Genomic DNA, 17,787 nt, shown 5'->3' on the forward strand with positions numbered 1-17,787 from the left:
CCTCAGCGGGCGGCGGCGCGCGCCCGCGCCCGGGCCGCGCGGGCGATCGGGAGGTAGCGCAGGCGCTCCGGCAGGAGGGGGACCAGGAGGCGCACGGCCGTGCTGAAGCGGCGCAGGCGGCGTTCCTGGGCCGGGGTCCACTCCAGCCCGATGGCGGCGCGCGCCTCGGGCGGCATGTAGCCGGCGGTGACGAAGGCCCGGAAGTGCAGGAAGGCGGCCCGCAGGACGGGCCAGGTCAGGCGCAGCAGGAGCCGGACCGGCGGCGGGCCTCCGGTGGGGCGGGGCAGGGGCGCGTCGGTGGCGAGGAGTTCGCGGGCGACCTTGGTGGGCTCGATCTCCTCGGCCAGCATCCGGTGGTAGTACGGCCAGTACTCCTCGATGCTCTGCGGCATGTCCCGGTCGTGCAGCCCGAGGATGCGGCCGACCTGGAGCCACTCGCGGTAGAGCTGCCGTTCCTGGGCCGGGGTGAAGGGGCGCAGCAGGTAGCGCCCGGCGTGGAGGTAGACCGGGAAGCCGGTGGCGTGCACCCAGGCGTAGCAGGCGGGGTCGAGGGAGTGGTAGCGGCGCCCCCGGGTGTCGGTGCCCTGGATCTCCTGGTGCAGGCGGCGCACCCGGCGCCCCTCGGCCGCGGCGTCGGCTCCGCCGTACACCCACAGCTGGACGGAGCGCAGCGAGCGCTCGCCGCGGCCCCAGGGGTCGGTGCGGAAGACGGAGTGCTCGTCGACGCCGGCGCCGATGGCGGGGTGGGCGACCTGCATGGTGAAGGCGGCGGGCAGCATGAGCAGCGCGCGGACGTCTCCGGCGATGGTCCAGAGCACTCCCCCGGGCGGCGGGGGCTCGGGGTCGCTTCGCTTCGTGCCCATCCGTGTGCCCCCAGGGTGTCGACCAGCCGTTCTCCCAGTATGCAGGGGGTGCGGAGGCTTCCTCGCGGTGCTCGGGCCGGCCGGGGCCGGGCTGCGGAAACACCGAAGAAGTAGCGCTGCGTCCAGAAACCCGTGTCACAGGTGTTACCGCGAAGTAACCCTGGCTGCTTGGATGGCGGAGCCGATCTTCCCCCACAGGAACGAGGGAGACCTCCATGCCCCAGATCCAGCCCCGCAGGGCCCGTGCCGCCGCCGCGGCCGTCGCCGCCATCGCCGTCGGATCGCTCGTCGCCACCGCGGCTCCGGCCGCCACCGCCGCGGAGAGCGCCGCCACGCCGCGGCTCAGCGTCCTGTCGTACAACGCGTTCCTGATGAGCAAGAACCTGTACCCCAACTGGGGCCAGGACCACCGGGCGGCGGAGATCCCCAAGGCCTCCTGGTACCAGGGCCACGACGTCGTCGTGGTCCAGGAGGCCTTCGACAACGGCGCCTCCGACGCGCTGAAGGCCAACTCGGCCGCGCAGTACCCGTACCAGACCCCCGTCGTGGGCCGCAGCAAGAGCGGCTGGGACGCCACGGGCGGTGCCTACTCCTCCACCACCCCGGAAGACGGCGGCGTCACGATCCTCAGCAAGTGGCCGATCGTGCGCAAGGAGCAGGTGGTCTACAAGGACGCCTGCGGCGCCGACTGGTGGTCCAACAAGGGCTTCGCCTACGTCGTGCTGAACGTGAACGGCACCAAGGTCCACGTGGTCGGCACGCACGCCCAGTCCACCGACCCCGGCTGCGGCGCGGGCGAGGCGGCGGAGATGCGCGCCCGCCAGTTCCGGAACATCGACGCGTTCCTGGACGGCAAGAACATTCCTGCGAGCGAGCAGGTCATCGTGGCGGGCGACATGAACGTCGACTCGCGCACCCCGGAGCTCGCCACCATGCTGGCCAACGCCGACCTGGCGGACTCCGACACCCGCACGGGGCACACGTACTCCTTCGACACCGCGCTGAACTCGATAGCGAAGTACCGCTACCCGACCGACCCGCGCGAGGACCTGGACTACGTGCTCTACCGCAAGGGCAACGCCCGCCCGGCGAACTGGGAGAACAACGTCGTCCTGGAGCAGTCGGCGCCCTGGACGGTCTCCAGCTGGGGCACCTCCTACACCTACACCAACCTCTCCGACCACTACCCGCTGATCGGCCGGTGACCCACCGCTGATCCGCCACACCGAAAGGGGGTGCCCGCCGCGATCCGGCGGGCACCCCCTTTCCTGCTTTCCTGTGGCCTCCGGCCGTCAGCCGTTGGCCTTCGAACGCTCCCACTCGCTCGCGTAGTCGTTGAAGATCGCCCGCAGGTGGTGGCCGATCTTCAGGTAGTCCAGGTCGTCGAGGTTGGCCAGCGAGACGCGCACCGACCACTGGGGGCCGTCGAAGCCGCCGCCGTTGAGGAGGACCACCGAGGTCTGCTCGGCGAGCCGGAACAGCGGGTCGACGGGCTCGTAGTTCTTCTCCAGGAAGTCCGCGAAGTCCTTGCCGTGGACCCGTTCCGCCTCGGCCAGCAGGTCGAGCTCGATGTAGTACCCGGCCCGCTTGTCGTCCTCGGAGATCTTCATCTGGGCGCCCTCCAGCAGCAGGTCGAGCCTGCGGTGGACGATCTGCCGGATGCGCTCCTTGTACGCCTGGCCCTCGCCCAGCATGTCGAAGAGCGAGAAGAGCACCATCATCGTCTGCTGCGGCAGCGAGAGGCCGGCCGTGTGGTTGAGGGCCACCGACCGGGAGTCCGCGACGAGCCGGTCGATGAAGCGGATCTTCTCCGGCTCCAGGCTGAGGGTGCCGTACCGCTTGGCCAGCCGGTCCTTCTGGTCCTGCGGGAAGCCCGCGACCATCTCGTCGATGACGTTGTCGTCGTGCAGCCCGATGACGCCGAGCCGCCAGCCGGTGCACCCGTAGTGCTTGGAGTACGAGTACACGAGCAGGGTGTTGCGGGGCAGGTCGGCGGCGATCGAGCGGAAGCCGGGCACGAAGGTGCCGTACACGTCGTCCGTGACGATCAGCAGGTTCGGGTTGCTGGTGGCGACGATGTCCTTGATCTGGTTCGCCACCCGCTCGCTCAGCGCGAGCGAGGGCGGGTTGGACGGGTTGACCAGGCAGACGAGCTTCACGGAGGGGTCGGCCAGCTTGGCGACCTCCTCCTCCGGGTAGCGCCACTGGCGGACGCCGGTCTCGGCGAAGAGGCTCGCGGAGATGTTGACCACCTCGAACTCGAAGGTGTCGAGCTCGGGGATCTCGATGTACGGGGTGAACACCGGGGTCATCAGGGCGATCTTGTCGCCCTTCTTCAGGACCCCGTTCTTCATCAGCGAGTCGAAGATGTAGCACATGGCGGCGGTGCCGCCCTCGGTCGCGAACAGCGACAGGTTGTTGCCCTCCGGCGGCTTCTTGCCGAACATCTCGTCGGCGACGTAGCCGCGCACGATGTGCTCCGCGTGGGTCAGCATCCGGTCCGGGACCGGATAGTTGTCGCCCGTGATGGAGTCGGTCAGCTCGTGCACGAAGGCGTCCTTGTCGAACGGCCAGCGCGACAGGGCGTACTGGACGCACGCGGACAGCATCTCCACGCCCGGCAGGTCCGGGTGGCGCCGGGTCCAGGAATCGAACCGCTCCCCGATGCCCTTCTTCTCCGGCATCCCGCCGAGGTTGTCCGCGGTCCACACCCGGCGGGACTCGTCCAGCGCGAAGTAGCCCAGTGCGTAGAAGGCCTCGCGCGGCCCGGTGGCGATCCAGTTCGGGTTGCCGCGGCCCGCGTTGAGCATGGCGCGGGCGGTGGTGTCCTTCTGGCCCGGCTTGTCGGCCTGGGCGGCCGTGGCGAGCTGGATGAACTTGTCCTTCAGCTCGAACGGGCTGAGCTGCGCGAAGGACTGGATCTCCTCGCGGCTGAAAGTGGTCTCCGGCACGGTGGTTCGTTCCTTTGCGTCGGGGGCGTTCGGTCGGCCTCGCGGCCGGGGTGAAGGGGGCTTTCAGTGGTTGAGGAGGACGATCACCGCGCCCCAGATCGTCAGCAGTACGTTGCTGACCGCGTAGGGGATCGTGTAACCGAGCGTCGGCACCTGGGATTTGGACTCTTCGTTGACGGCTCCGATCGCCGCCGTGGTGGTCTGGCCGCCGGCCAGTACGCCCATCAGGATCGGGAAGCGGATCTTCTGGATGTGATGGCCGACGAGGAAGCCCACCAGCAGCGGGATCAGCGTGATGACCGCACCCCAGATCAGCAGCCCCCACCCGGCGGAGGCGAGCCCGCTGGTGAAGCTGGGTCCGGCGTTGAGGCCGACGACCGCGACGAAGAGGCACAGGCCGAGGGTGTCCATGAACCACTGGGCCCCGGGCGGGACGTTGCCGTAGGTCGGGTACCTGCCGCGGATCCAGCCGAAGACCAGGCCCATGATCAGCGCGCCGCCCGAGGTGGACAGCGAGATCGGGACCCCGCCGGCGGTGAGGGCCGGGATGCCGAGGCAGCCGCCGAGGAAGATGCCGAGGCCCACCCAGATCATGTCGGTGGCGAAGCTGGTCGGGACCGGCTTGCCGATGGCCCGCCCGGCCGGGTCCACCAGGCGCTTGGGGCCGGTGAGGATCAGGGTGTCGCCGCGCTCCAGCTGGGTGGAGAGCCGGTAGGGGAACTCCGCACCGGACCGGAAGAGCTTGTCGATGTAGACGCCGACCATGAAGGGCTCGGCCCGCAGCTCCGCGATGGTCTTGCCCAGCTGCTCCTTCTCCGAGGCGACCACGTGCAGCGTCTCGGTCTGGTAGCCGAGGAGTTCGACGTCGTCGGTCTCGGGGCCGATGTGCGTGCGGGCGTCGAACTCGACGAGGGCTCCGCGCAGGGCGCTGACGGCGACGACGTCGCCCTCGGCCAGAACGGTCTGCTGGGTGTGGTCGATGATCGCGCCGTCCCGGCGGATCCGGGTGAGGTAGATCCGGTGGCCCAGTGACTTCTGCTGGTTCTCGAAGTCGTCGATGGTCCGGCCCACGAGGTCGGGCCGCTGGATCGTGTAGGCCCGCAGGACGACCTCGTAGTAGCCCTCGTGCAGGTCGGGGTCGTCGCTGGGCGCGTCGAGCTCCTTGGCGAGCTGGGCGCTCTCGGCGGCCAGGTTCCGGCGGTAGAGCCGGGGCAGCACGTTGGCCAGGAGCATCGCGCAGAGGATGGTGCCGAGCGGGTAGGTGACGGCGTAGCCGACCGCGACGAGGTTCTGCTGCTCGGTGATCTCGGAGGGGCTGAGTCCGGGAAGGTTGCCGATCGCGTCCTGGGCGACGCCGATGACGGCGGACTGGGTGAGTGCGCCGCCGAGCAGGCCCGCGCTGAGCCCGGGGCCGTAGCCGAGCATCACGGCGAAGCCCCAGGAGACGAGCAGGCCGGTGACGCAGACGATCACCGCGTTGAGGACCTGCGGCAGGCCGTCCTTCTTCAGGCCCCGGAAGAACTGCGGGCCGACCTTGTAGCCGAGGGCGAAGAGGAACATCGTGAAGAAGAGGTTCTTCACGGTCCCGTCGATGGTGATCTTGAACTGGGCGCCGAAGACCAGGCCCACGATGAGGCAGCCCGTGACGGCGCCCAGCCCGATGGCCTTCCACCGCAGCTTCCCGACGAGGAAGCCGAAGGCGACGGTGATGAAGACCAGGAGTTCGGGATGGGGCTTGAAGATGTTCCGTACGAGGAAGTCGATCATGCTGGTACCCGTCCTGGTGGGGGGTCAGGCGCCGAGGATCCCGACGAGGATCGGTCCGGTGAGTGGGAGCAGGAAGTTGGACAGGGCGTAGGTGATCGTGTAGCCGAGCATCGGCACCGAGCTCTGCGCCACCTGCGTGACCGAGGTGATGGCCGGTGTGGAGCACTGCTGTCCGGCGATGGCGCCGATCAGGATCGGCTTCTCGATCTTCAGGAGCTTGCGCCCGACGACCAGCGAGATCGTGGCCGGTACGAGGACCATGGCGATCCCGGCGAACGGCAGCAGGGCCCCGTACTCCTTGAGCAGCGGCCAGGCCTGCGGGCCCGAGGTCAGACCGGTGCAGGCGATGAAGACCGCGAGCCCCATGTCCTTGATGGTGGTGGCGGCTTGCGGCGGGAAGGCGCCGAAGGTCTGCCGGCGGGAGCGGAACCAGCCGAAGAGCAGACCCGAGATCAGGCAGCCGCCGCCGGTTCCGAGGGAGAGCGGGACCCCTCCGAAGCGGACCACGATCTGCCCGATGAGGGAGCCGAGCGCGATGCCGAGACCGAGGTAGATGAAGTCGGTGGCGTCGTTCTTGGCCACCGTGCCGATCTTCTCCACGATCTTGTTCAGGCCCGAGCGGGCCCCCACGAGGGTGACGACGTCACCGCGCTCGACGACGGTGTCCGGGTTGGCGGGCAGGTGCTGCTCGCCGCGGAGCACGTCGGTCACGTACACGCCGCTGCGCCCGAACTCCGCGTGCGTGGCGCGGAGCTCGCCCAGGGACTTGCCGGCGGCCGACTTGTCGGTCATCGCGACCTGCCGGGTGGCCAGCGGGGTGTCGACCCCCGGGATGCCCGGGGTCTCCGGGCCGATGGCCCGGCCGGCCGCGATGGCCTCGGAGCGCCGGCCGACGACGAGGACGAGGTCGGAGAGGGTGAGTTCGAGATCCGGGGCGGGGGTCAGGTCCTTGGAGCCGCGCCGGACGGCCTCCACGGTGACCCCGCCGCCGAAGGCCGCTTCCAGGTTCCCGACGGTGCGGCCGTCGGCGAGGGTGACCAGGTGGGTGCGCCCGACCAGGCCGGGCAGCGCCTCGCGCTCGTCGCTCTCCAGGCCGCCGCCGGAGCCGCGCAGCTTCTCCCACAGTGCGCGCGAGGCGTCCGCGAGGTTGATGCGGAGCAGCATCGGCATGATCTGGCTGGTGTAGATGACGATGGTGACCAGGCCGAAGAGGTAGCAGACCGTGTACGCGGTGGCCACGTGGCCCTGGTACGTGGAGATCTGGTCCGCGGTCAGGTCGGGCAGTTTGCCGATCGCCTCGGTGGCGGTGCCGACCACGGCGGATTCGGTGGCCGCGCCGGCGAGGATGCCGGAGGCGGTGCCGACGTCGAGGTCGAAGGCCTTGGCCAGCAGGTAGGCGAGGCCGAGCACGCTGACGAGCTCGATGAAGCAGAGCGCGAAGAAGCGCAGGCTCTTGCGGTTGAGGTTGGCGAAGAACTGCGGTCCGGCCATGTAACCGAGGGCGAAGATGAAGAGCGCGAAGAAGATCGTCTTCACGTCGGCGTCGATCTCGATCTTGGCCCAAGCGCCGAGCAGCAGCGACACGATCAGCGTGCCGCAGATGCCGCCGAGGGTGATCGGGCCGACGCGGACCTTGCCGAGGAGGTAACCGGCCGCGAGGCAGAGGAACAGGGCGAGTTCGGGGTGGTCTTGCAGCACACCCATGGGCGATCAGCCGCCCTTGCCGGGCGGCGTGGCGGATTCAGGGCATATGCACATTCCCCCACCCTTGCCCGGTGAGTGATCTTCCGCCCACCGGGCAGGGCCATTCGTGTGACGGGCCTTCTACGAAGCCTCGTACGGCTCCGCGTACAGCCCCTCGATCAGCTCCGCGTACTTCTCACGGATCACCCGGCGGCGCAGTTTCAGGGACGGGGTCAGCTCCCCCGACTCCGGACCCCACTCCCCGGTCAGCACCCGGTAGCGCTTGATCTGCTCGGTGCGGTTGAGCCGGGCGTTGGCGGCTTCGACGGCCCGGGCGATCTCCTCCCGTACGGCCGGGTGCGCGGCCAGCTCCGCGGGCGTGGCGGCCGCCGCGCTGTCGATGCCATGGGCCTGCGCCCAGGCCGGGCCGAGCTCGGGGTCCAGGACGAGGAGGGCGACGAGGTAGGAGCGGCCGTCGCCGTGCACCAGGGCCTGCCCGATCAGCGGGTGTTCCTTGACGGTGTTCTCCACCAGGGCGGGCGAGACGTTCTTCCCGTTCGAGGTGATGATCAGTTCCTTCTTGCGGTCGGTCAGCCAGAGGAACCCCGCCTCGTCGAGCCGCCCGATGTCCCCCGTCGGGAACCAGCCCTCCGCGTCGGAGGCGCTCTCCACCGAACCGTCCGGGAGGAGGTACCCGCCGAAGACCGTCTCCCCGCGCGTGAAGATCTCCCCGTCCTCGGCGATCCGCAGCTCCAGCCCCTGGATCGGGCGGCCCACGGAGCCCAGCCGGAAGCCGTCCGGGCTGTTGACCGTGCACACGCCGGAGGTCTCGGTCAGCCCCCACGCGTCCATGATGGTGATCCCCCAGCCCGCCCAGAAGCGGACCACGTCGATCGGCATCGGCGCGGTGGCGCTGGCCGTCCAGACCAGGCGGTCCAGCCCGGCCAGCGTCAGCAGCGGGTCCAGCACCCGTTCCTTGGCCGCGGCGTACGAGGCTTCGAGCCCGGCCGGGACCTCCTCGCCGCGCTCCCGGTGGCCGGCCCGCTCCCGTGCCAGGTCGTTGGCGGCTTCGATGGCGTTGCGCTGCTCCTCGGGCAGCCGCCCGAGCACGGCCCGTACGGAGGCGGCCAGCTTCTCCCACACCCGGGGCACCCCGAAGAACTGCACCGGGTGCAGCTCGCGCACCGCGACCGATACGGCGGCCGGGTCGGGGCACAGCCGGACGTGGGCGGCCCGCAGGAGCGGGAGGTAGATGCCGAGGATCCGCTCGGCGATGTGTGCGAAGGGCAGGTAGCAGAGGTGCTCGGCGTGCTCGGGCAGCTCGATGTGCCCGTCGAGGCGGACGGACTGGAGCACGATGTTGCGGTGGGTCAGGCGCACCCCCTTGGGGTCGCCGGTGGTGCCCGAGGTGTAGACGACGGTCAGCGGGTCCTCGGAGCGGGACTCCCGCCAGGCCTTCTCGAAGGCCTCGGACCGGTGCAGGTGGACCCCGCCGGCGTACACCGACGCGTAGGTCGAGTGCGGGCCGGCCTCGGCGGGCTCGGCCACGACGAGCCGTTCCAGCGGGGTGCCGGGATCGCTCAGCAGCGGCTCCCACCGGGCCAGCTCCCGGGCGCCCTCGACCACGGCGAGCCGGGCCCGGCTGTGGCGGGCTATGTGGGCGATCTGCTCGGGCGCGGAGGTCCCGTACACGGTGACGGGGACGGCGCCGAGGTGGACCAGGGCGAGGTCGGTGAGCCAGTGCTCGGGGCGGTTGCCCATCATCAGCAGGACGTGCTCGCCGCGTTCGACGCCCAGGGAGGCGTAGCCGGCGGCGAGGACGGCCACCTTGCGGCGGACGTCCGACCAGCTGAGGGTGGTCCAGGCCGTGCCGTCAGTGCCCTCGGCGCCCTCGCGCCACGAGAGGGCGGGCAGGTCGCCGTGCTCGGCGGCGTTGCGCGCCAGCAGGGCGGGCAGGGTGAGCTCTTCGGGAGGTGCAGGCAGGCGCAGTTTCGTGGGCATGGGCAGCTCCTTGCCGTTTCACATCGTTGGTGCGACAGCAATACTGTTGAACACGAACCGTGTCGACGCGCTGATCAGAGAGCAAGGCGGAAAGCCCATGACCACCCAGGCACCGGAGCCGGCGTCGCTGACCGTCGACGAACTGGCGGCCAGGGCGGGTGTGACCGTCCGCACCGTACGGTTCTACAGCACCCGCGGGCTTTTGCCCCCTCCCGTGATCGGACCCCGTCGGGTGGGCCGGTACGGCCCGGAGCACCTGTCCCGCCTCGCGCTCATCGAGGAGTTGCAGCACCAGGGCATGACCCTCTCCGCCATCGAGCGCTATCTCGACGCCCTGCCCGACGACCTGAGCGCGCACGACCTGGCCATCCACCGCGCGCTGGTGGCGACCTGGGCCCCGGACGCGGCGCTGGACTCCTCCCGCGCGGAGCTGGAGAAGCGGGCGGGGCGCACGCTGACGGAGACCGACATCCGGCGGCTGACGGCCATGAACGTGCTGACGCCGACCCCGGAGGGCTTCCGGGTGGACGTGGGGCTGCTGCGGCTCGGGGTGGCGCTGCTCGACGTACCGATCGCCCACGAGACGATCCTAGCCGCGCGCGAGGTGCTGCTCGGGCACGCGCGGACGGCGGCGCACCAGCTGACCGCGCTGTTCCGGGACGAGGTGTGGGGGCCGTTCACGGAGGGCGAGAGCGATCCGGAGCGGGTGGAGTCGATGAAGGCGCTCTCCGCGCACATGCAGCCGATGGTGGTGCAGGCCCTGGTGACCGCGTTCCAGCGCTCGTTGAAGGAGGAACTGCGGGCTGCCTTCGTCTCGGAGCCGGTAGGTTCAGGCCATGGCGATGATCTACAAGACCACCATGAAGCCCGGTAAGACGGAGCTTCTGACTGCCTGGCTTCCGACCCGGCCGTGGTACGCGTCCACGGGACGCGCCCCCGAGCTCGACCGCTCGGGCGGGTTCCGCCTCGACGACCCGGAGGGGGAGGTCGGCATCGAGTTCATGGTGCTCACCGACCGCTCGGGCGGCCGGGAAACCTCGTACCTCGTGCCGCTGACCTACCGCGGCGCCCCGCTCGACGGCGCCGGAACCGCTCTGGTCGGCACGTCCGAGCACGGGGTGCTCGGCACCCGCTGGATCTACGACGGCGCCCACGACCCGGTGCTCGTGGGCCAGTTGCTCGCCCTGATCCAGGGCCGTGCCGTCGCACAGGACCAGTGCGACAGCGGGGTGAGCGACCCCTCGGTCACCGCGTGGTACGGAGGACCCGGGCTCCCGGCCACCCTCCAGGCATGGCCGGAAGCCACCGACACCGCGCAGGGCACGGACGTGCGCCTGCCGGGCGGCGCCGGATCCGGCGCGACGCCCGCCCTGACGCTCGCCCTGACGCGCGTCCTGCATCCCGGGGACGACGCGCGGGCGGAGCCCCTGGGGGCGGCCGGCCGGCTCACCGCCGGCTGGACCACCCCCGACGGTGCGGCCCACCGGGGCCTCTTCGCGGAGCTCCGCGCGCACGTCACCCCCTGACCGGCTCAGGCGAGTCAGTCGGTGTACGTCTCTCCCCGCTCGGCCTTCTCCACCAGGGAGGCGGGCGGGGCGAAGCGCTCGCCGTACTTCTCGGCCAGCTCGCGGGCGCGGGCGACGAACCCGGCCGGTCCGCCCTCGTAGCCGTTGATGTACTGGATCACCCCGCCGGTCCAGGCCGGGAAGCCGATGCCCATGATGGAGCCGATGTTGGCGTCGGCGTACGAGGTCAGCACCCCCTCGTCGAAGCAGCGGACGGTGTCCAGCGCCTCGGAGAAGAGCATCCGCTCCTTCATGTCCTCGAAGGGGACCTGGACGTATCCCTCGTCACCGGGCTCCTTGGTGAAGTGCTCGCGCAGCCCCGGCCAGATCCCGGCGCGCTTGCCCGCCTCGTCGTACGCGTAGAAGCCGCCGCCCCCGCTGCGCCCGGGGCGCCCGAACTCGTCGACCATCCGGTCGATGACGGTGTCGGCGGGGTGCTCGGCCCACGCCCGGCCCTCGGCCTCGAAGGCCTTGCGGGTCTCGTTGCGGATCTTGCGGGGCAGGGTGAGGGTCAGCTCGTCCATCAGGGAGAGCACCTTGGCCGGGTACCCGGCCTGGGCCGCGGCCTGCTCGATGGACGCGGGCTCGATGCCCTCGCCGACCATGGCGACGCCCTCGTTGATGAACTGGCCGATGACCCGCGAGGTGAAGAACCCGCGCGAGTCGTTGACCACGATCGGGGTCTTGTTGATCTGCCGTACGAGGTCGAAGGCGCGGGCGATGGCCTCGTCGCCGGTGCGCTCGCCCTTGATGATCTCGACCAGCGGCATCTTGTCCACGGGCGAGAAGAAGTGCAGGCCGATGAAGTCGGCCGGCCGCGAAACCCCTTCCGCGAGGCCCGTGATGGGCAGCGTGGAGGTGTTGGAGCAGAGCAGCGCGTCGGGGGTCAGGAACTCCTGGATCTCCTGGAACACCTTGTGCTTGAGGGCGGTGTCCTCGAAGACGGCCTCGATGACGGCGTCGCAGCCCGCCACGTCGGCCGGCTCGGCGGTCGGGGTGATCCGGGCGAGCAGCTCGGCGCGCTTGGCCTCGGTGGTACGGCCCCGGGACAGGGCCTTGTCGAGCAGCTTCTCGGAGTACGCCTTGCCCTTGGCGGCGGCCTCGGGGGTGACGTCCTTCAGCACCACCTCGATGCCCGCGCGGGCGCAGGAGTAGGCGATGCCGGCGCCCATCATGCCGGCGCCGAGCACGGCCACCTTGGCGACCTTGCGGGGCGCCACGCCCTGCGGGCGGCTGCGGCCGGCGTTGACGGCTCCGAGGTCGAAGAAGAACGCCTGGATCATGTTCTTGGCGGTCTGCCCGGTGACCAGCTCGGTGAAGTAGCGGGCCTCGATGGTCAGCGCGGTCTCGAAGTCCACCTGGGCACCTTCGACGGCGCAGGCCAGGATGTTGCGCGGAGCCGGGTACGGGGCTCCGTTGAGCTGCTTCTTCAAGTTGGCCGGGAAGGCCGGGAGGTTGGCGGCGAACTTCGGGTTCGACGGCGTGCCGCCGGGGATCCGGTAGCCCGGGACGTCCCACGGCTGCTTCGACTCCGGGTTCGCGTCGATGAAGGCGTGCGCCTTGGCGAGCATCTCCTCCGGCGTGGCGGCCAGTTCGTGGACCAGACCGTTGTCCAGGGCGCGCTGGGGGTTGTACTGGGTCCCCTGCAACAGCACCTTGAGGAGCGCGTCGGCGATGCCCATCAGGCGCACGGTGCGGGTGACGCCGCCGCCGGCCGGGAGCAGGCCGAGGGTGACCTCGGGCAGGCCGATCTTGGAGCCGGGCGCGTCGAGGGCCACCCGGTGGTGGGAGGCCAGACAGATCTCGTAACCGCCGCCGAGCGCCGTGCCGTTGATGGCGGCGACGACGGGCTTGCCGAGGGTCTCGATGCGGCGCAGCGAGGCCTTGATGGCGGTGCCGGTGTCGAAGGCCAGCTGTGCGTCCTCGGGACGGAGCCGGATCATGTCCTTGAGGTCGCCGCCCGCGAAGAAGGTCTTCTTGGCGGAGGTGAAGATGATGCCGCGGATGGAGTCCTTCTCGGCCTCGGCGCGGTCTGCGATCGCGGCGATGGAGTCCTTGAAGGCCTGGTTCATCGTGTTGGCGGACTGGTTGGGGTCGTCGAGGACCAGGGTGACGACGCCGGTCTCGTCCTGTTCCCAGCGGATCGTGGTGGACTCGCTCATGTTCGCAACTTCCGTGTCAGGGGTGGGATCAGGGATCGGGGATCAGGACGAGTCAGAGGCGTTCGACGATGGTGGCGACGCCCATGCCGCCGCCGACGCAGAGGGTGACGAGGCCGTAGCGCTTGTCCTGGCGCTCCAGTTCGTCGACGACGGTGCCGAGGATCATCGCGCCGGTGGCGCCGAGCGGGTGGCCGAGCGCGATGGCGCCGCCGTTGACGTTGACCTTGTCCAGGGAGACGCCCATGTCCTTGACGAAGCGCAGCACGACGCCGGCGAAGGCCTCGTTGATCTCGATCAGGTCGATGTCGTCGATGGTCAGGCCGGCCTTGGCGAGGGCCTTGCGGGTGGCCGGGGCGGGGCCGGTGAGCATGATGGTGGGCTCGGAGCCGGAGACGGCGGCCGAGACGATCCGCGCACGCGGGGTGAGCCCGTTGCGCTCGCCCGCCTCGCGGGAGCCGATCGCGACGAGGGAGGCGCCGTCGACGATGCCGGAGGAGTTGCCCGCGTGGTGGACGTGGTCGATCTTCTCGACCCAGTGGTACTTCTGCAGGGCGACGGCGTCGAAGCCGCCCAGTTCGCCGATGTCAGCGAAGGAGGGCTTCAGCCGGGCGAGGGTGTCGGCGGTGGTGCCGGGGCGGACGAACTCGTCGTGGTCCAGGACGACCAGGCCGTTGCGGTCGGTGACCGGGACGACCGACTTGGCGAAGCGGCCGTCCTTGATGGCGGCGGCGGCCCGCTCCTGGGACAGGGAGGCGTACTCGTCCACGTCGCGCCGGGAGAATCCCTCGATGGTGGCGATCAGGTCGGCGCCGATGCCCTGCGGGACGAAGTCGGTGTCCCAGCCCGTCATCGGGTCGTTGAACCAGGCTCCGCCGTCCGAGGCCATCGGGACGCGGGACATCGACTCCACGCCGCCCGCGAGGACCAGGTCCTCCCAGCCGGAACGGACCTTGGCGGCCGCCATGTTGACGGCTTCGAGGCCCGAGGCGCAGAAGCGGTTCTCCTGGACGCCGGCGACGGTGTCCGGCAGCCCGGCGGCGATCGCCGCGATGCGGGCGATGTCGGAGCCCTGGTCGCCGACCGGGCTGACGACGCCGAGCACGATGTCGTCGATGGTGCCGGGGTCCAGGCCGGGGTTGCGCTCGCGCAGGGCGTGGATGAGGCCGACGACCAGGTCGATCGGCTTGGTTCCGTGCAGGGAGCCATTGGCCTTGCCTCGGCCGCGCGGCGTGCGGATCGCGTCGTATACGTACGCTTCGGTGCTCACTGGTCAAGCCTTTCGGGGGTGCGGAGGCGTGGGGAGGGTCAAGGGAGGCGGGGGCGGAGGAGGTCGGAGGAGGTCGGGGGAGGTCAGGCCAGCAGCGACCGGCCGATGATCTCCTTCATGATCTCGGTCGTGCCGCCGTAGATGGTCTGGATGCGGCCGTCGGTGAAGGCCCGCGCGACCCGGTACTCGGTCATGTATCCGTATCCGCCGTGCAGTTGCAGACAGCGGTCGGCGACCCGCTTCTGGAGTTCGGTGGCCCACCACTTCGCCATCGAGGCGTGGACGTGGTCCAGTTCCCCGTTGGAGTGGTCGGTGATGCAGCGGTCGAGGAAGGTGCGGGTGACCGCGCACTCGGTGGCCATCTCCGCGATCTCGAAGCGGATGTGCTGGAGCTTGGAGAGCGGCCGCCCGAAGGCCTCTCGCTCCTTCACGTACTGCGTGGTGATCTCCAGCAGGTACTCGGCGGCGGCGATGCCGGCCATCGCGATGCCCATCCGCTCCTGCGCGAGGTTGGTCATCAAGTGGACGAAGGCGCCGTTGAGTTCGCCGAGCAGGTTCTCCTTGGGGACGCGCACGTCGTTGAAGAACAGCTCGGCGGTGTCCTGCGCCTTCTGGCCGATCTTGTCGAGGTTGCGGCCGCGCTCGAAGCCCTCCGTGCCCCGCTCGACGACCAGCAGCGACATGCCGTGCGCCCCGCCCTCGGGGGTGGTCTTCGCGACCACGATCACCAGGTCGGCGAGGATGCCGTTGGAGATGAAGGTCTTGGAGCCGTTGAGCACCCAGTGGTCGCCGGCGTCCTCGGCGGTGGTCCGGATGCCCTGGAGGTCGGAGCCCGCGCCCGGCTCGGTCATCGCGATGGCGGTGATGATCTCGCCGGAGCAGAAGCCGGGCAGCCAGCGGCGCTTCTGCTCCTCGGTGGCCAGCGAGGTCAGGTACGGACCGATGATGTCGTTGTGCAGGCCGATGGCGAGCCCGGCGGCGCCCGCCCGGGTGAACTCCTCGGCGATCACCGCCGCGTAGCGGAAGTCGGTGTTCCCGCCGCCCCCGTACTCCTCGGGGACGGCCAGGCCGAGCAGCCCCTGCCGGCCGGCGGCCCGCCAGGCCTCGCGGCTGACGATCCCGTCCTTCTCCCACTGTTCGTAGTGCGGCAGCACCTCCTTGGTGAGGAAGGTGCGGACGGTCTCGCGGAACGCCTCGTGGTCGGCGTCGAAGATCTGGCGTTTCATTTCGGGGGCCTCCTAGAGCCAGTTCTTGACGGTCTCGACGAGCCGGGCCGGTTCGGGCCCGACGGGCGTGACGTTGAGCATGGTCACCCCGGCGTCCCGGAAGGCCTCGACGCGCTCGCGCACGTACCCCTCGGGCCCGCACAGCGTGGTGAGCTCGCACAGTTCGTCCGGTACGGCGGCCGCGGCATCGCGCTTGTGACCGGAGAGGTAGAGCTCCTGGATCTTCCGGGCCTCCTCCTCGTACCCGTAGGCGACGGCCAGGTCGTTGTAGAAGTTCTTGCCGACCGCGCCCATCCCGCCGACGTACAGGGCGATCTGCGGGCGGGCGAGGTCCCGCAGCGCCGCCGCGTCCTCGCCGATCGCGAGCAGTCCGCCCGCCACCGTCCGCAGCGGGCCCAGTTCCGGCGCGCGCAGGGCCGCGCCCTCGGCGAGCGCGCTCCCCCACACGGCGCCGGCCTTCTCCGGCACGAAGAGCGTGGGCAGCCAGCCGTCGGCGATCTCGGCCGTCATCCGCACGTTGGCGGGCCCGAGCGAGGCCACGTAGACGGGGATGTCCGCGCGGACCGGCCGGGTCAGCATCTTCAGCGGCTTGCCGTGCCGCCCGCCCTTCTCCGCGGGCAGCGGCATGTCGGTGATGCCGTGGTGGTCGATGGTCTCGCGGCGCCAGATGCGGCGGCACAGCTCGACCGTCTCGCGGGTCCGGCCGATCGGCTTGTCGTACGGCTTCCCGTGCCAGCCCTCGACCACCTGCGGGCCGGACGCCCCGAGGCCGAGCATCGCCCGGCCGCCGGACATCGCGTCCAGGCCCGCCGCGGTCTGGGCGATGAGGGCGGGAGTGCGCGAGTAGACGTTGAGGATGGCCGAGCCGATCTTCATCCGCTCGGTGCGGGCGGCCAGGTACCCCATGATCGTCGGGGCGTCGAAGCCCCAGGCCTCGGCCACCCACACGGCGTCGAGCCCGGCCGACTCCAGCTCCGCCGCGGCGTCGGCGGCGCGGCGCGGGTCCGCGGAGTAGTCGAGCATCATCGAGAGTTCCATCAGGCGCCGGACTCCTTCCCCAGCAGCCCCGGGACGCCCCAGTCGGCCGCCACGGACTCCGTGTGCGCGCCCGGCAGCGCGGGGCCGCCGACGACGGCGGCCGGGGTCGCGGAGAAGCGGGGCGCGGGGGCGGGCTGGGTGATCCCGGCGGCCTCGACGAAGGTGCCGCGGGCGGCCAGGTGCGGGTGGTGCGGGGCCTCGCGCAGCGAGAGCACGGGTGCCACGCAGGCGTCGGTGCCCGCGAAGACGGCCGTCCACTCCTCGCGGGTACGGGACTTGAAGCGCGCGGCGACGGCCTCGCGGAGCTCGCCCCAGCGGGCCAGGTCCTTGCGGGCGGGCGCCTGGTCCTTGATGCCGAGGAGCTCCACGAAGGTGTCGTAGAACTGCTGCTCCAGCGCGCCGACGGCCATGTAGCCGCCGTCGGAGGTCTCGTAGCTGCCGTAGAAGGGGCAGCCGCCGTCGAGGAGGTTGGCCCCGCGCCGGTCCTGCCAGCCGCCGGCCGCCATCATCCCGTGGATCATGGCGGTGAGGTGCGCGGTCCCGTCGACGATGGCCGCGTCGACGACCTGGCCGGTGCCGCCGGGGGTGCGGGCGTGCTGGAGGGCGGCGAGGACGCCGATGACGAGGTAGAGCGAGCCGCCCGCGTAGTCGCCGACCAGGTTGGCGGGGACGGCCGGGGGTTCGCCCGGGTTGCCGATCATGCCGAGGGCGCCGGTGACGGCGATGTACGCGATGTCGTGCCCGGCGGTGTGGGCGAGCGGGCCGTCCTGGCCCCAGCCGGTCATCCGGCCGTAGACGAGCCGGGGATTGCGGGCGTGGCAGTCGGCCGGGCCCACGCCGAGCCGTTCGGCGACCCCGGGGCGGAAGCCCTCGATGAGCACGTCGGCGCGCTCGACCAGGTCCAGTACGCGGGCCGGGCCGTCGGCGGACTTCAGGTCGACGAGGACGGAACGCTTGTTGCGGTTGGTGATGTCGTAGGCCGGGTTCACGGCCAGCCCGCCACCGCCGGGCCGGTCGACCCGCACCACGTCGGCCCCCAGGTCGGCGAGGACCATGGCGGCGAACGGGCCCGGCCCGATGCCCGCCAGCTCGACGACGCGCACGCCCGCGAGCGGACCCCGGCCGCTCCCCGGCACGTCTCCCGCCGCGTTCCCTGTCACTGCCATCGAGCCCCCAGCATCCGGTGGCACCACTGCCGCCACTGTGTGACACAACTGATGTAACACCAGTGATGCTAGGAACCTGTTCCACGGAGCACAAGAGC

Annotated in this window: 13 protein-coding genes; 3 read left to right on the forward strand and 10 right to left on the reverse strand. The window is 70.8% G+C overall.

The annotated features are described in order from the left end of the window. Positions 1-2: 2 nt before the first annotated feature. A complete protein-coding gene (locus ACFRU2_RS18245; RefSeq protein ID WP_382973054.1) occupies positions 3-863 on the reverse strand; it encodes an oxygenase MpaB family protein in 861 nt (286 codons plus the stop codon). Between the two features lie 215 nt (positions 864-1,078). On the opposite strand from ACFRU2_RS18245, the gene sph reads away from it, so the two are divergent. After that, positions 1,079-2,068, forward strand: coding sequence for a sphingomyelin phosphodiesterase (gene sph / locus ACFRU2_RS18250; RefSeq protein ID WP_382973055.1), 990 nt, complete (start codon positions 1,079-1,081; stop codon positions 2,066-2,068). An 87-nt stretch (positions 2,069-2,155) separates the two neighbouring features. Here sph and ACFRU2_RS18255 read toward each other — a convergent pair whose 3' ends face one another. From ACFRU2_RS18255 to ACFRU2_RS18270, 4 genes are all read right to left on the reverse strand, one after another. After that, the gene (locus ACFRU2_RS18255) at positions 2,156-3,814 is read right to left on the reverse strand and encodes a bifunctional aspartate transaminase/aspartate 4-decarboxylase (RefSeq protein ID WP_382973057.1); all 1,659 of its coding nucleotides are present in this window, start codon (positions 3,812-3,814) and stop codon (positions 2,156-2,158) included. A 63-nt stretch (positions 3,815-3,877) separates the two neighbouring features. Next, a complete protein-coding gene (gene aspT / locus ACFRU2_RS18260; RefSeq protein ID WP_382973059.1) occupies positions 3,878-5,581 on the reverse strand; it encodes an aspartate-alanine antiporter in 1,704 nt (567 codons plus the stop codon). A 24-nt stretch (positions 5,582-5,605) separates the two neighbouring features. Continuing rightward, positions 5,606-7,285, reverse strand: coding sequence for an aspartate-alanine antiporter (aspT, locus tag ACFRU2_RS18265; protein ID WP_382973061.1), 1,680 nt, complete (start codon positions 7,283-7,285; stop codon positions 5,606-5,608). A 120-nt stretch (positions 7,286-7,405) separates the two neighbouring features. Then, positions 7,406-9,265 (reverse strand): AMP-dependent synthetase/ligase, encoded by a 1,860-nt coding sequence (locus ACFRU2_RS18270; RefSeq protein ID WP_382973063.1) that lies wholly within the window; start codon positions 9,263-9,265, stop codon positions 7,406-7,408. Positions 9,266-9,362: 97 nt separating this feature from the next. Between ACFRU2_RS18270 and ACFRU2_RS18275 the strand changes: the two genes are divergently transcribed. Together ACFRU2_RS18275 and ACFRU2_RS18280 are read left to right on the forward strand one after the other, a co-directional pair. Continuing rightward, a complete protein-coding gene (locus ACFRU2_RS18275) occupies positions 9,363-10,139 on the forward strand; it encodes a MerR family transcriptional regulator (protein WP_382973064.1) in 777 nt (258 codons plus the stop codon). Next, positions 10,102-10,791 carry a 1,4-alpha-glucan branching protein gene (locus ACFRU2_RS18280; protein WP_382973066.1) on the forward strand — a complete coding sequence of 230 codons (690 nt, stop codon included), beginning with the start codon at positions 10,102-10,104 and terminating at the stop codon, positions 10,789-10,791. Before ACFRU2_RS18275 ends, ACFRU2_RS18280 begins: the two co-directional genes overlap by 38 nt. 14 nt (positions 10,792-10,805) lie before the next feature. Here ACFRU2_RS18280 and ACFRU2_RS18285 read toward each other — a convergent pair whose 3' ends face one another. The 5 genes from ACFRU2_RS18285 to ACFRU2_RS18305 form a co-directional block, all read right to left on the reverse strand. Beyond that, a complete protein-coding gene (locus tag ACFRU2_RS18285) occupies positions 10,806-12,992 on the reverse strand; it encodes a 3-hydroxyacyl-CoA dehydrogenase NAD-binding domain-containing protein (protein ID WP_382973068.1) in 2,187 nt (728 codons plus the stop codon). Between the two features lie 52 nt (positions 12,993-13,044). Continuing rightward, positions 13,045-14,259, reverse strand: a complete 1,215-nt coding sequence (locus ACFRU2_RS18290) for an acetyl-CoA C-acetyltransferase (RefSeq protein WP_250740830.1) — start codon at positions 14,257-14,259, stop codon at positions 13,045-13,047. Positions 14,260-14,342: 83 nt separating this feature from the next. Next, positions 14,343-15,485 carry an acyl-CoA dehydrogenase family protein gene (locus ACFRU2_RS18295; protein ID WP_382973070.1) on the reverse strand — a complete coding sequence of 381 codons (1,143 nt, stop codon included), beginning with the start codon at positions 15,483-15,485 and terminating at the stop codon, positions 14,343-14,345. Positions 15,486-15,497: 12 nt separating this feature from the next. Continuing rightward, positions 15,498-16,523, reverse strand: a complete 1,026-nt coding sequence (locus ACFRU2_RS18300; RefSeq protein WP_382973072.1) for an LLM class F420-dependent oxidoreductase — start codon at positions 16,521-16,523, stop codon at positions 15,498-15,500. Next, positions 16,523-17,689 carry a CaiB/BaiF CoA transferase family protein gene (locus tag ACFRU2_RS18305; RefSeq protein ID WP_382973074.1) on the reverse strand — a complete coding sequence of 389 codons (1,167 nt, stop codon included), beginning with the start codon at positions 17,687-17,689 and terminating at the stop codon, positions 16,523-16,525. Before ACFRU2_RS18305 ends, ACFRU2_RS18300 begins: the two co-directional genes overlap by 1 nt. Between the last annotated feature and the right edge of the window lie 98 nt (positions 17,690-17,787).

Source organism: Streptomyces sp. NPDC056883 (assembly GCF_042788835.1).
Taxonomy (GTDB): Bacteria; Actinomycetota; Actinomycetes; order Streptomycetales; family Streptomycetaceae; genus Streptomyces; species Streptomyces stoeckheimensis.

Bases quoted from the DNA above. Each gene is read 5' to 3' on its own strand.
- ACFRU2_RS18245 (WP_382973054.1), bottom strand. From the start codon at position 863: ATGGGCACGAAGCGAAGCGACCCCGAGCCCCCGCCGCCCGGGGGAGTG.
- sph (WP_382973055.1), top strand. From the start codon at position 1,079: ATGCCCCAGATCCAGCCCCGCAGGGCCCGTGCCGCCGCCGCGGCCGTC.
- aspT (WP_382973059.1), bottom strand. From the start codon at position 5,581: ATGATCGACTTCCTCGTACGGAACATCTTCAAGCCCCATCCCGAACTC.
- aspT (WP_382973061.1), bottom strand. From the start codon at position 7,285: ATGGGTGTGCTGCAAGACCACCCCGAACTCGCCCTGTTCCTCTGCCTC.
- ACFRU2_RS18270 (WP_382973063.1), bottom strand. From the start codon at position 9,265: ATGCCCACGAAACTGCGCCTGCCTGCACCTCCCGAAGAGCTCACCCTG.
- ACFRU2_RS18275 (WP_382973064.1), top strand. From the start codon at position 9,363: ATGACCACCCAGGCACCGGAGCCGGCGTCGCTGACCGTCGACGAACTG.
- ACFRU2_RS18280 (WP_382973066.1), top strand. From the start codon at position 10,102: ATGGCGATGATCTACAAGACCACCATGAAGCCCGGTAAGACGGAGCTT.
- ACFRU2_RS18285 (WP_382973068.1), bottom strand. From the start codon at position 12,992: ATGAGCGAGTCCACCACGATCCGCTGGGAACAGGACGAGACCGGCGTC.
- ACFRU2_RS18295 (WP_382973070.1), bottom strand. From the start codon at position 15,485: ATGAAACGCCAGATCTTCGACGCCGACCACGAGGCGTTCCGCGAGACC.
- ACFRU2_RS18300 (WP_382973072.1), bottom strand. From the start codon at position 16,523: ATGGAACTCTCGATGATGCTCGACTACTCCGCGGACCCGCGCCGCGCC.
- ACFRU2_RS18305 (WP_382973074.1), bottom strand. From the start codon at position 17,689: ATGGCAGTGACAGGGAACGCGGCGGGAGACGTGCCGGGGAGCGGCCGG.